At 51.3% G+C, this 13,207-nt stretch carries 11 protein-coding genes; 3 read left to right on the forward strand and 8 right to left on the reverse strand.

The features are described from left to right. Nucleotides 1-28: 28 nt before the first annotated feature. From BM200_RS05450 to BM200_RS05480, 7 genes are all read right to left on the reverse strand, one after another. A complete protein-coding gene (locus BM200_RS05450; RefSeq protein ID WP_091182197.1) occupies nt 29-1,672 on the reverse strand; it encodes an ATP-binding protein in 1,644 nt (547 codons plus the stop codon). A gap of 204 nt (nt 1,673-1,876) precedes the next feature. Continuing rightward, on the reverse strand, nt 1,877-2,140 hold the full coding sequence (locus tag BM200_RS05455; protein WP_091182198.1) for a hypothetical protein: 264 nt from the start codon (nt 2,138-2,140) through the stop codon (nt 1,877-1,879). A gap of 136 nt (nt 2,141-2,276) precedes the next feature. Further along, a complete protein-coding gene (locus tag BM200_RS05460) occupies nt 2,277-3,350 on the reverse strand; it encodes a polysaccharide pyruvyl transferase family protein (RefSeq protein ID WP_091182201.1) in 1,074 nt (357 codons plus the stop codon). Nucleotides 3,351-3,370: 20 nt separating this feature from the next. After that, a complete protein-coding gene (locus BM200_RS05465; protein WP_091182203.1) occupies nt 3,371-4,504 on the reverse strand; it encodes a glycosyltransferase in 1,134 nt (377 codons plus the stop codon). Further along, nucleotides 4,494-5,222 carry a glycosyltransferase family 2 protein gene (locus tag BM200_RS05470; protein ID WP_091182206.1) on the reverse strand — a complete coding sequence of 243 codons (729 nt, stop codon included), beginning with the start codon at nt 5,220-5,222 and terminating at the stop codon, nt 4,494-4,496. Before BM200_RS05470 ends, BM200_RS05465 begins: the two co-directional genes overlap by 11 nt. A gap of 24 nt (nt 5,223-5,246) precedes the next feature. Further along, nucleotides 5,247-5,438 (reverse strand): hypothetical protein, encoded by a 192-nt coding sequence (locus BM200_RS05475; RefSeq protein ID WP_091182210.1) that lies wholly within the window; start codon nt 5,436-5,438, stop codon nt 5,247-5,249. Then, nucleotides 5,435-5,833, reverse strand: coding sequence for a hypothetical protein (locus BM200_RS05480; RefSeq protein WP_091182213.1), 399 nt, complete (start codon nt 5,831-5,833; stop codon nt 5,435-5,437). The genes BM200_RS05475 and BM200_RS05480 overlap by 4 nt, the downstream gene beginning before the upstream one ends. Nucleotides 5,834-6,153: 320 nt before the next feature. Here BM200_RS05480 and BM200_RS05485 point away from each other — a divergent pair, with 320 nt between their 5' ends. The 3 genes from BM200_RS05485 to BM200_RS05495 are packed head-to-tail and all read left to right on the forward strand — an operon-like array spanning nt 6,154 to nt 9,910. Next, nucleotides 6,154-7,614, forward strand: a complete 1,461-nt coding sequence (locus BM200_RS05485) for a spore germination protein (RefSeq protein WP_091182216.1) — start codon at nt 6,154-6,156, stop codon at nt 7,612-7,614. 22 nt (nt 7,615-7,636) lie between these two features. Next, nucleotides 7,637-8,788, forward strand: coding sequence for a Ger(x)C family spore germination protein (locus BM200_RS05490; protein ID WP_175532735.1), 1,152 nt, complete (start codon nt 7,637-7,639; stop codon nt 8,786-8,788). A 33-nt stretch (nt 8,789-8,821) separates the two neighbouring features. Further along, nucleotides 8,822-9,910, forward strand: coding sequence for a GerAB/ArcD/ProY family transporter (locus BM200_RS05495; protein ID WP_091182220.1), 1,089 nt, complete (start codon nt 8,822-8,824; stop codon nt 9,908-9,910). Nucleotides 9,911-9,980: 70 nt separating this feature from the next. Here the strand turns inward: BM200_RS05495 and BM200_RS05500 are convergent, their stop codons facing one another. Next, on the reverse strand, nt 9,981-13,181 hold the full coding sequence (locus BM200_RS05500) for a fibronectin type III domain-containing protein (RefSeq protein ID WP_139230753.1): 3,201 nt from the start codon (nt 13,179-13,181) through the stop codon (nt 9,981-9,983). Between the last annotated feature and the right edge of the window lie 26 nt (nt 13,182-13,207).

Below are 13,207 nucleotides of genomic sequence, written 5' to 3' on the forward strand. Positions count from 1 at the left end.
CACCTCCAAATTTATCTATCCGTCATAGTCAGTTTAAGTTCTCTATACCGCTGATCGGAAGCCTGATTTCAATGCGAGTGCCTACGCCTACCTTGCTTTGATAGACGATTTGGCCATGATACTGCTTAATGATTTTATGACTGATCATGAGACCAAGTCCCGTCCCCTTTTCTTTCAAACTATAGAAAGGCTGTCCCAAACGGTGAAGGTGCTCCTCCGGAATACCGCAGCCTTGATCTTGTATGGAAATAAGGCATTCCCCGCTTGCCTCCAATTGCAGGCTGATTTGAATTTCTCCGCCGCCTGGCATAGATTCAATCGCATTCTTTAAGATATTGAGAAAGACCTGCTTTATTTGATTTTTCACGCATGCAACCGGGAAATACTCCCCATGATAGTCGCGTTTGAACTCGATATTGTTTAATAAACTTTGCGGCGTCAAAAACTCGAGCGTCTGTTCGATAACGTCTTTGACGTTCGTGAGGGTATATGCTGTGGCCTGCGGCTTGGCCATCGAGAGAAGCTCGCTCGTAATGATTTCAATGCGTTCCAATTCGTCCTGGAGCAAATCGCCGTACTTTATTCTAGGGTTCTCCAGCTTATATAATTGGAGAAACCCTTTGATGGTAGTCAGCGGATTACGGATTTCATGAGCTACGCCCGCCGCCAATTCCCCGACAATGGACAGTTTCTCGGATTGTAAAAGAAACTCCTCCGCTTTTTTACGCTCGGAGATGTCACGGCTGATGATAACGATATGCTCGATCCGCCCCCCTTTCCCTTCGACCGGTTTGCATAGGGAATCAAACGGGATCAAACGACCGTCTTGATGGCGGAACCGAATTTCCATCGAACGCGATGTCTTCTGCTCCAAAATCTTTCTCACGGTTTGGTTAAACACCGTCATGTCATCAGGGCTTATGATCCGGTCCAGCTCTTTGCGATCCTTTACCATATCGGGATATCCTAACACGAATGCATGAGACGGAGAAAAATACCGTACCGAGTGATCCGGATCCATTACCACGATAAGGTCGGACGTATTTTCGGCGATAAGCCGATATTGATACTCGCTTGTGGAGAGGGACAATTCCATTTCGTTGCGTTCGGCAATGGTCCGGCGCAGACGTTCATGGGACTCGATCAGCAGCCCGCCTAACAGGACTCCTAATAGGACGAACAATAAATATTGCAGATGGAAGAGCGGCTCGTTCACCAGGATGCGAAATGTAAATACGATACACATGTAAAGAACAATATAAGCACCCGACAACGCCAGGCTTCTCTTAAAGAGAGGCAGCTGCCGGCGGGAGAAATACACGTGCAAAAGGGAAAAGATCACCATAATGAAGGCCCAGCCGCCTATGGCGGGGAACCAGTTTCCGCTTGTAAGCAACCGGATGGACAAGGCAAAAAGGCCGGTGATTAAGCCCGGAACGGGGCCAAGATAAGCAAACATCAAAATGACGGGAGCATAACGGATATCGTACACATAGCCTTGCTGCTTCACGGCTAATAAAACGAGGATGAACGAAACGACGCCCGCATATAAACCACTCCAAATCAGCGGATGCTTAAGCGGCCTCAGATTGATAAACGAACGGATCACTAAAGGTGCACTAACCAAGAGTGAAAAAATCGAGAGATTCACGATGTAATCAAAGAGAAACAAGAATGATCACCTACGCCTTGTAGTCTTGCTATTACGTCTTTCCCGAAACCTGCATCGAATACTATTATTCTGGAAGCGACCTTGATATTCCTGCCCAGCCCTTCCAGTATTTAGACGTATGACGATCGAGTTAGTTGCACATGCCAAAGGGGGATTTCTGACCATTAAAAAAGGAGCTGCTGATAGCAACTCCCATTCTTAAGCTCACGATATAACGCTCTGATCTGTGACTTCGGATCCGGACGATTGAGAAACCCACAACAGCGACGTGCGGATACTTGTCTGGAGAATCTTCTTCCTCCGCGTTTCGTCGGTATCCGTAAAAAAGAAAACATCGCCGGCGGCATTCAGCAAAGCAGCCTCCGCCGCCCGGGAAGCAAGCGGCTCGCGCTGTATAAGATAAGAGCAGATTTGATAGCAATAGGACTCGTATTTCCGTAAGATAGCAATCTTCACTTTCCTGTCCATAGAGAAACCCTTCTCCCTCTCCGATTGCGTGTTTCAAAAGGCTTAGCCCTTTTACCATAGAGTAAGGAAAACTCTTTAAGAAAAGATGCGGTTAAATATTAAATATTTCTTAAAATGGATAAAAAAACGTATGCCGTTAGAATAATCGCTCCCGAAACGGTGTAACGAGCGACTGATAAGCAGTCTGCCGCCCCACCTCCAGCTTGCTGATAAAACCCTCCCGCCAAGCCGCTGCAGCTTGAACTTTCTCCAGCAACTTTACGGCTAATTGAGGGTCATCCGAGGCAACAATCCAATCGGCCAAGTCCAGGCCATGCATCAGATCGAAGCTTTTGAACCGGTAACCGATGCAGACAAATGGAACGTTCGCCGCAGCTGATAATAGATTGGCATGCAGCTTGAAGTTTATAGTCGCTTCGAACCCGTCCAGCAGCTGCACGTAATCCGCTGCAGAATATACCTTGGGATCAAACGTCACGCGCTCATCATGCCCAAGCTTGCGGTACAGCCTTGTCAGCGCCTCTTTGTCAGGACCCCAGACCGAATACAAATGAAGCTTGTACCCAAGAGCAAGCAGGGAGCGGCCAGTTTCAGCGAGCTGATCCTCCACCTGTTCCTCAGTACCGCCGTAAATCCGGTTATAAGAGGTACCCCAATTGACGCCGATCGTCCGGTGCTTTCCTCGGACTATTCCCTCTGGCTGCCGTGCAGATTCTGGGTTCAGAGCGTTCATCAGCATCGCGGAATCTCCACTGATGGCAATCTGTTTCGGCAAGGCGCCAAGCGATTCCATATAATCTATCGTCCATGGCCCTCGGACCCCGCAATAAGCACTATTCTCCAGCACAGCCTTCAGCTTCAGGCAATATGGCGCACTTTCTTTTGCTGCCTCCGGTATGAGCTGCCCGTCCGGCGACGGCGCCCATTTATGAAGCCGGTCATGACCGCTGCCCCAGACGATTATTTTTTTCCCGAGCTCCAGCGCCTCATGAACAAGATCGACATACCCCGGTACGATTAGCGATCCGCCGCCGAGAACAATCGTATCGTACTGGCTTACTTTCTTCCATTCCACTTGCGGAAGCGAAGGGATAACATGATACTCCTCCTCCTTCAGATGTGCATCCGCCATATCCTTGAACATTTCCCACATCCACTCATCCCCAAGGTTGTTGAAGCCAATCCACCCTAAATACAATACCTTTCGCATTTGTCACAATCACTCCGTTCCTATCCATTCTTCATAAGCAAGGAGTTATAAAGCTGCTTCATCTGAAGCGCTTTGTCCCGGATATGAAAATTCGCCCGAGCCCATGCTTGCCCTTGCCGGCCCGTCTCCTCCAGCGTATCTGCGGAAGCGAGCGCTTCGCTGATTGCTTCCCCGATCCGCTGCTCGCTGGGTCGCTCCTTGGAGTTATGGTCGCCGAAATAATACTGCCAAGCCTCGTCAAAAAAAGGCTCATCCACTAAACCAAAATATCCGTGATTGCCAATAGCCAGCACGGGTTTTCCGCACGCCATCGCCTCCAGCGCAACTCGTCCAGTCCCGACAACAAGATCTCCCAGATTATAGTAATCGTGCATTTGCATTTGATTACCGACCAGATGGACGAATGGCGATTGGCATTCAAGGTTCACCGTCTCTACCAGCTCGGCAATGACGGCTGCCTGGTTGCCTGAACCTGCAATGATAACGTGGAGAGGAAGCGTTCCGCTTAAGCGAATGTTGCGTGCCGCCCTCACTACCATCGCGCATACCGCCGCCTTGTCCCACGCCAGACGGGACGCATAGACCACTACCTTTTCCCCTTCCGGAATGTGAAGACCGGCGCGCAGCGCGGCGGATGATTCGGAGCGATACTGCTGGAAATCAATGCCGTTGGCGATCAGATGTGACGGAATGCCCTGACCATCCAAATAAGCTTGTACCGGAAGACTAACACTTACGAAAGTGCAGCCGGCAGCCTTCATCTGCTGAAGCTGCTCTGGCGGGTAATAAGCGCCATGCACCGTGAACACAACCGGGATCCCCAGCTTCCTTGCCGCTTTCGCTGCGTATAGCCCGGACGGCATTTGGTGAATATGCACCAAATCGATTTTCCTGCTGCGCATAATTTGCGCAAGCGTGTATTCCGCTTTCTTCTGGTGTACGGGGTCCAACAGCTGCTCCGCCGTCAGCCCCACGCGGTGAATCGGACACCCTGCACGGACATAAGCTTCGTACATCACGCCGGTTCCGCCCGCATACACAGGCATGACACCAAGCGAAGGGAAAGCTTTCACGAGGCTCAGCACATAGGTTTCCGTACCGCCGACAGACAAGCTATCCATTACCATCAGCAGCCGAATCCGATTACGTGTCATAATCATGCTCCTTCTTCGATTTGCCGAAGTATTGGCGTGAGCGTTGCTTCGGATGCTTGCGATAGTAATACAGCACCTCCCGCAAATTTTCCACGTTCCTTGCTCCCGAATTGATCACTTTCACAATAAATTCGTAATCCTCCGCGCCTTCAATACGTCTTGTATGTCCGCCGATCCGATCAAACACGTTTCCTCGGAACATCGCCGTTCCATGGCAAATGCAATGCCCGCCTTTTGCGTAGATCTTCCCGATCTGATCGCCGTATTTGAGCCAATGCACCGGCATCCGGCGGTCCGGTTGTCCGTCCTCGAACACTTCGTAGTTCGTACCGAGCAGATCGATCTGCGGATTATTGTTCAGATAGCGGACCTGCTTTGCAAGCCGCTCGGGATGGGATAAATCGTCTGCATCTTGAATGGCGATAAACTCTCCCTTGGCTAAATACATCCCGGCCGTAATGGCGCCGGCATAGCCTGTATTGCGCGGCAGCCGCAGCGTATAGATACCTTTGCCTCCGCTGAAGTAAGGCTCGTTGCTGTTAAGCCAATTGATGACATATTCGTATGACCCGTCCGTGGATGCATCGTCGATGAGAATGAGCTCCCAGCTCGAATAGGTCTGATTGAGCAGGCTTGTCAAGCAATCCTTCAAATAGGGAAGCTTGTTATAGACGGTGATGACAATGCTGACAAGTCCTGGCACGCGTTGTAACGACAATTGTTTCCCCTCCCTTCTTCTCTATTACAGCAGCCGAATATAAGAAATGAAGCGCAGCTGAATAATCGCATAGCTTCCGCTCTCATAGCCGAAAACCTCAGATGTGCGGAGCGTTACCGCTGTGCCGTCTACCGACACAAGCGTACCGCTGATCGTTTCCAGGGCGCTTGCAATCTGAACCTCCTTGTTCACGAGTGATTGCAATTCTTCAATCATTGTTCCACCTGCTTTCCTGTTAATTGAAAGGCGACCAGCTGTTCCAGCGGCACCATGACACTCGACCCTCCATGCTCACGCATAACCAAACAATCGCCGCCCACCTTCGTAATGGTTCCTTCGACTGTACCGGCAGGAGTTAAGAGCTCGGCCGGTTTGCCTGTATAGGGCTCAAAGACTTGCTTAAGTTTTTTTAAGCTGTATGCTCCGACATCGCGTTGTCCCTCAAGCCCAATCAATGTCAATTCCTCTCGAATTGTCTGACGCAGCTCTGCTAAGAGCGTTGACGCATCAAGCGGATCCGATGCCGGCGGCTGTGCTGCGTTCTGCTGCAACAGACGAGCCAGCCCGTCAAAATACTCCTTCAGTTCCTTCTCGTTTACGATAATCTTCATCGCTCCTCCATCCTCCTCATCCATGTGAAGCTTCTAAATCTTCATACTTACTAGCGTATACAGTTGATAGGTGGAACGATTGAGGCATTACACCAGCAACTCTATGAAAATTTGCACTCACTATTGCAAAACAGAAAGGACACCGTCCCTGATGGAAGGTGTCCTTCATAGATAAATATTTATGTGTGACTCACGGCAGAATCATGCGATTGATCTTCAGGGGGGAGCAAAATCGTTCCGTTTTTAATAGCCTCATTGTCGTTTGGGTATAGTATCAAGAAACACAAAACATTTCCAGCGGCAGGTGCTTATAATTCCCGATGCTATCAAATGAACGCACCACTTCACAAGTGTATTCTGACCGAAAGGTTAGTCCTAACCTTAAAGAAAACGAACAAACGCTCACAGCCATTTTTGAGCATTGTTCAGATGTGGTCTTCCGACGCTTGACTCTGCACGATGAAACCAAGCTTCTGCTCGTGTACGTCGACGGTATGATCGATAAGGATCTTATTCAGTCCAGCATACTTAAACCCTTGCTCTATGAAGGAGTTCCTCAAGGACTCGGGGCACTGGATACCTTGGCCCAAATGTGTGATCAGGAGCTTGTTGCGGCTCTTCAGACCAAGAGAGTATCCGCATTCGAAGAAGCCGTTGACCTTATCTTAAAAGGAAGCGTAGCGTTTCTTGCGGAGGGCGAGACCTCCCTTCTTCTGGCTGATGTCTCACGGTTTGAAACAAGGTCTATTGAGGAGCCTTCAACCGAAGCCTCCCTGCGCGGCACCCGTGAAAGCTTTACCGAGCAGCTGCGGACGAATACGACCATGCTCAGGCGGATTATCGTGACGCCGGATCTGAAGATGGAATCGAATCAAGTCGGCAAATTAACGAAAACTGAGGTCGTTCTCGCCTATATCGAAGGTCTTGCAACTCCCTCCTTGGTTGATGAAGTGAGGACAAGAATTAAGGCTATCGATATCCAAGGTGTCCTGGAATCGGGCTATATTGAAGAATATATAGAAGATTCCAGCTATTCGCCGTTCCCGCAAATGACAAGTACCGAGCGGGCCGATGTCGTATCCGCGGGACTGATGGAAGGGAGAATAGCCGTCTTTGTTAACGGAACTCCTATCGTTCTTGTCGTACCCATGACGTTCTGGGACGGCCTTCAGGCTCCCGACGATTACTACGAACGTTTTTTGTATGTAACCATGAACCGGTGGATCCGTTATTTGTTCGCCTTGTTCTCTATTCTCTTTCCATCCGTTTATATCGCGCTGACGACGTATCATCCCGAAATGATGCCGCCGAAGCTCATGATGAGCATTACGGGTCTTAGGGAGCATTCCCCTTTCCCGACGGTCATTGAGGTGTTCATGATGGAATTCATGTTTGAAGGATTAAGGGAAGCCGGGATTCGCCTTCCGCAGCAAATCGGTCCGCTCGTCAGTATCGTGGGAGCATTGGTAATCGGTCAAGCCGCCGTTCAGGCAGGAATTATTTCGGCGCCAATCGTAATCGTCGTATCTGCGGCCGGCATTTCTTCGTTTGTTATTCCGCGTTACCGTTTCGGTTATCCCCTAAGAATGCTGAGGTTTCCTCTGCTGATTCTGTCCGGATTATTTGGTCTGTTTGGTGTGGCCATAGGGTTGATTATGATTCTCTCCCACCTGATTCAATTAAATCCGCTGGGCACGCCATATCTTGAGCCCCTCGCCCCGACGAGGAACAGCAAGCTGAAAAATATTTTTCTGAGAAGACCCAGAAAGCGCATGAGCTAGAATGTTAAGGCGGGATCGATTAATGAAGAAAACAATGATCACCATTTGCTTATTAATCTTGACTGCGGCAATCAGCGGCTGCTGGAATCTGAAGGAGACTAACCAACTGGCGATTGTGATCGGCGGAGGGCTGGACGCGAGCGAGGACGGACGGCTGGAAGTCAGCTCCCAGATTGCCATTCCAGCCGGTTTGGGAGGTCCGGATACCGGTACAAATAAAAAAAGAAGCTTTGAGGTCGTCAGTGCAACCGGCAAAAATTTTATGGATGCGGGACAGAATCTGCAGGCACAGCTCTCCCGTACCTTGTTTTACGCCCATCGCCAGACGATTCTGATCGGCCAGCGATTGGCGGAGCAAGGAATAGCGGGAAATGGAATGCTTAAATATTTGGATATGATCGTGCGCAACCCGAAATCGGAGATGAGATCCGTGATTTGGATCGTTAAAGACGGTACAGCCAAGGATATCCTGGCCACAGAGCCCACCTTCGATCCTTTAATCAGTACGACCCTGGTCAGCGTTCAGATGGCACTCGGGATGAAGCCCTATAACTATAGGGAATTTTTGTGTGACTCGTTATCCAAAGGCGGAGGCGAATTGTTGCCAGCCATCAGTATCCTTCCATCCACCAAGAAATTCATCTATTCAGGGGCTGCGATACTGGATAAGGAGCATGAACTTCACTTAACCGGATTTTTGAAACCTGACGAGTCATATTATGCAAATTGGATTATTGGAAGACAAAAAACGCTTACCGTAACATCCTCTGAGAGCCAAAGCAATGGCACCATCAGCTTAAGAGTCATGTCACTCCGTAAGCACATTTCAGTGAACAAGGACTTGCACGGCATGCGCGTGCATATCCAATTAAACGGCTCCGGTAACCTTGTGGAAAACAATTCTTCGCTGGATCCTTCCAGCGCCAAGGACCTCAAGACCATTCAAAGCATGTTGAGCCGAGATGCGGAGCAGGCTGTCGTTAAGCTGATTCATAAAGCCCAGGAGCAATACAAGGTAGATTTTCTCGGGATCGGCGAAATTGTTCATCGCAAATATCCCCGTGAATGGAAATCGTTAAAGAAGAACTGGAACGATACTTTCATTCATATTCCGATTACGGTGGAGGTACACCTTCGGTACAAGGATCCGGGACAAACGAATTCTTCGATATGAGTGACAACAGGTGCACAGGAAAGGACCGTGGATATGAAAATAACGGGGTGGCAATTATTCTGGATCGTTGGAACGGTGGAAGTAGTGATGGCTGTCTGGCTGCGCATCTCGCCTGCCGTGGAAATAGCCCAGCAAGATGCTTGGCTGTCCATGCTCTTGTCATGCGTTCTGGGCGTGGCCATCACCTATCTAGTCGTTAGAGTCGGGATGCTTCATCCCGGCCGGAGCCTGGCTCAATTCAGTCAAGAGCTGCTTGGGTCATGGCTTGGCAAATTGGTCACCATCCCCTATTTTGCGGCCTGGTTTATTTTATCGGGGGACGTGCTCCGTTCGTTTGCGGACTTCATTCATCTCGTGCTGCTGGATCGAACGCCGGTATGGTTATTGATGGCGATGATTGTTGGAGCTGCCGTCTATTTAACGGGTACAAGCGGGATTACGGGAATTGGACGCTTTTGCGAAATAGCGGGACCTGTAACCATAATTACGCTGCTGATCAGCTTCCTGCTTAATGCATGGAACACGAAGTGGAGTGATTTGTTGCCGGTAATCGGCGATGCGAGCCTGACTGAGATTGTCAAGGCCTCCTTGGCTCCGGCTTCTTTTCTGGGTGAATCGTTTATGCTGCTGGTCCTGTTGTCGTTTATATCTAGTTCCAAGCACATACTGGGGAAGTCTATGATGAGCGTCGGGTATACCGGAATTATGGTCACGATGGCAACGGTCATGGTGCTGCTGGTTTTTGGTCCGGAGGTGGCCAAGGAACTCAGATTCCCCTACTTTATGATGGTCCGGTCGATCAACATCTTAAACTTCATTCAGAACCTGGATATTCTCGTCATCTTTATTTGGATATTTGGAGTGTTCGCGAAAATCTCGCTGTATTTGTTCATTACCAGCTATGAAATGGCGCAGTGTTTCCGGATCAAGTCATGGAGGCGTCTGATCTGGTTCAGCGCTCCTGTCATCTTTACCATTGGGATGTGGATTCCCAACGAAGAAACGATTATGGTGCTTCAGAGATTATGGGAAACCATCGTGATTCCCGTCTGCGCGATAGCCATTCCATTATGCCTGTGGATCGTAACATCGGCGAAAAGAAAGCTGGTCAAAGCAGAGTAAGCCGGGGAACCCCGGCACAAAAAGAAACCGCAAGCAGCTTTCGCCGCTCGCGGTCCTCGCAAACCTCTTCTTACTGAATCGGTGCCAGATTAGTACCCCCGATGACGGAATACGCAGAACTGCCCGGCGTCTTCCAGCCAACTGCGAGATGATCGCCGCCGCCCTCTTCCTTGTGAAGCACCTCGACGTAGTAGCGCTGGCCGGCTGTCAGAGTAATCTGACCGGACTGTTGGCCCGTATTTTGGGTCCAGCTCAGCTCGTTCACCCAGTCGACGACTTCCCCGATCTGTACTTTGTTCGCAGGATTAGCATCTGTGCTGAGGTACAACACGCTGTTGTTATCACCCGCGATTGAGAACTGATAAGTGCCTGAGACCGAAGGTACGATATAGCCGCGGATGCGCGTGCCGTAATTGTCGCCCCAGTTCGACGGAGCCTGGAAGCTCGTCAGCGAGCTGGTGCCCGTCGGAGCTGTTCCGGTCGGGATGCTGGCAATCGTGCTGCCCGTTATATTCGTCCAGTATTCGCGCGTAATTGTGCCTGTAGGCGTCGTGCCGCCTGATGCATTTGTCGTCACGCTCAGCGCGGTGCTGGCCGCTGAAACATTGCCCGCTGCGTCCTTCGCCTTCACCGTGAAGCTGTATGCCGTGCTTGGCGACAGACCCGTTACGTTGAACGAAGTCGCTCCGGTAGTCGAACCTGCAAGCGTTGAACCGTTATATACATCATATCCGGTTACGCCAACATTGTCCGTCGAAGCCGTCCAGGACAGGCTGACGCTGGTTGACGTTTTGGATGGCGACGAAAGTCCTGCTGGAGCCGTAGGAGCTTGCGTATCACCCGCCGCCGCATTTGTCGTTACGCTCAGTGCGGAGCTGGCTGCAGAAACGTTCCCCGCTGCATCCTTCGCCTTCACCGTGAAGCTGTACGCCGTGCTCGGCGACAGACCCGTTACATTAAACGAAGTTGCACCGGTAGTTGAACCGGCAAGGGTCCCGCCATTGTAAATCTCATAACCCGTCACTCCGACGTTGTCCGTCGAGGCGCTCCAAGACAGATTGACGCTGGTCGACGTCTTCGCTGGAGACGTCAGTCCCGCAGGAGCGGCAGGAGCTTGCGTATCGCCGCCTCCGCCGCCGACCGCCATGTTCACATCACACGACTTATATTGACCCGGTGCCGGATCGCCAAAAGTGTTGTTGCTGCACATAACTCCGTTCGTGTACGTGCCGTAATTATAACTGCCCGCAGCGCCGTAGCGAACTTCCTTCGTGCCCGTGAAGCTGCACTGGTTGTTCTCGCCCGCGCACGGCACCCATACCGGCGTCGGAATCGAGCTTGTCGTGACGCTGATCGCGCTGCTCTGCGAAGATGTGTTGCCGGAGGCGTCCTTCGCTCTCACCGTAAAGCTGTAAGCCGTATTCGAGGTCAGACCGCTCACCGTAAACGAAGTTGTCGTCGAACCTACTGTCGATCCGGCTAGTACGCCGTCTTTGTAGACATCATAACCGGCAATGCCGATATTGTCTGTTGAAGCCGTCCAAGTCAGTGTAACGCTTGTATCGGTCTTCGATGGGGACGTCAAATTCGTCGGCGTTGTTGGAGCCGTTGTATCCGGAGGTCCCGCGATAACCGTAATCGTCTGCTCCTTCACGCTGGCGCGGCCGCCGTTATCCCAGACGCCGAGAATAACTTGATACGTGCCCGGCTTCTGGTACGTATACGTTGGGCTGGCAGTCGTAACAGGAAGACCTTCGCCGAGATCCCACAGATTCTCAACGATTGTGCCGTTATCGGTCGACGTGTTCGTGAATGTCACGGATTGCCCAAGCTGCACAGTCAGAGGAGCCGTGAAGTTCGCGACCGGCTTCGGATCGCTGAAGCCTCTGCTTGTAAGCTGCGTGTTCGTGCCGTTGCCGCTGACCGTATTGTTGCTCCACTCCAGATTCGACGCGGAGGACGGATACTGATCGATTGACGGACCGCCGTTGTTGGTGATCGTGTTGTTGATAAAGCTGAGGCGATCGGTTCCGCCAGCGGTCGTAATTTCAATCGCTTTGCGTCCGTTGTTTGTAATCGTATTGCTGTCGAACGTAATGTTTTGCGTATTGCCGTGAATGCGGATTGCGTTGCCGTCATAGCCCGGATAAGCTGCAGCCGGATTACCGGAGGCTCCGTTTTTGAACGTGTTTTTGTAGAAGTATTGGAACTGCTCCGTCTGTCCCGTGCCTTCGCCTTGCAGCTGCATCCCCCACATGACCATGTTCTGGACCGTGTTGTAGTTCCAGAGCTGGTATCCGGTACCCGGTGACTGCTGCATGCCGACCTGTTGGCCGCCGTCAACGAGGTTGCCGGATGTGACGCCGTGGTCGACCATCACTTCGAGGCCCATGTTGCCCACCGTCGTGCTTGAGCCGACATAGTTGTTGCGGACCGCGATATACGCGGAACGCACCGTGCTGATCCAGTGGTCGACCGTATTGTTCTCGACCAGGGAATAATCGACGTTGGTATGTAGCTCAATGCCGAGACCTTCCATCTGCTGGCCGGTGCCTGTGACCGTATTACCACGGACGACTGCATAAGGGCTGTCGTCATTAACGAAGATGCCGCCGCGTCCCGTATCCGCGACGTAGTTATTTTCGATCAGGGAATGATCCGAGCCCCAGCCTACGCGTACGCCGCCGCCCCAGTCCGAATTGACGCCAATGCTCGTGACCACGTTGTCTTTGATCGTCAGATTATCCGTGTTGATTCCATACAGCGCGAACGGGCCGAAGCCGGACGACATGCCGAAATCTTTGACCTTGAGATTCAGCATTTTGTTGCCGCTGCCGTTCTCCGAGACAACCGCGGATTGCGGAACTGTGCTGTTGTTAGCGTCGAGCGTCATCGAGGACACTTCGGCGCCGGACAAGTTGTAGAGCGAGAAGAACGTATTTGCCGTTGTGGAATTGTATTCGATAATGGTGTTGTCCCGGCTTTGGCCCGTAATTTTGACGCCGGACTTGCCGCTCACCGTGCTGCCCAGGTAATACGTTCCGTTCGGGATAAATACGGTGTCGCCGCTCGAAGCCGCATTAACGGCAGCTTGGAAAGCCGCGCTGTCATCGCCCGTGTCGGTGCCGTTTGCACCGTAAGACGTAACGTTCAAAGATGCCGCATAGGCAGGCATTGCCGGTATGACGGGAAGCAGCAGGGCTGTCGTGCATAACAGACTGATGATTTTTTTGTTCGTCTTGGAAGTCCTTAGTGACTTCGCTAGTTTCATGAGTTCACTCTCGCTTTCTTCATTGG

Source organism: Paenibacillus catalpae, assembly GCF_900112695.1.
GTDB classification, from domain to species: domain Bacteria; phylum Bacillota; class Bacilli; order Paenibacillales; family Paenibacillaceae; genus Pristimantibacillus; species Pristimantibacillus catalpae.

Excerpts from the sequence above, each read along its gene's own strand:
- BM200_RS05455 (WP_091182198.1), bottom strand. The coding sequence starts at position 2,140 with ATGGACAGGAAAGTGAAGATTGCTATCTTACGGAAATACGAGTCCTAT.
- BM200_RS05460 (WP_091182201.1), bottom strand. The coding sequence starts at position 3,350 with ATGCGAAAGGTATTGTATTTAGGGTGGATTGGCTTCAACAACCTTGGG.
- BM200_RS05465 (WP_091182203.1), bottom strand. The coding sequence starts at position 4,504 with ATGACACGTAATCGGATTCGGCTGCTGATGGTAATGGATAGCTTGTCT.
- BM200_RS05475 (WP_091182210.1), bottom strand. The coding sequence starts at position 5,438 with ATGATTGAAGAATTGCAATCACTCGTGAACAAGGAGGTTCAGATTGCA.
- BM200_RS05480 (WP_091182213.1), bottom strand. The coding sequence starts at position 5,833 with ATGAAGATTATCGTAAACGAGAAGGAACTGAAGGAGTATTTTGACGGG.
- BM200_RS05485 (WP_091182216.1), top strand. The coding sequence starts at position 6,154 with ATGCTATCAAATGAACGCACCACTTCACAAGTGTATTCTGACCGAAAG.
- BM200_RS05490 (WP_175532735.1), top strand. The coding sequence starts at position 7,637 with ATGAAGAAAACAATGATCACCATTTGCTTATTAATCTTGACTGCGGCA.
- BM200_RS05495 (WP_091182220.1), top strand. The coding sequence starts at position 8,822 with ATGAAAATAACGGGGTGGCAATTATTCTGGATCGTTGGAACGGTGGAA.
- BM200_RS05500 (WP_139230753.1), bottom strand. The coding sequence starts at position 13,181 with ATGAAACTAGCGAAGTCACTAAGGACTTCCAAGACGAACAAAAAAATC.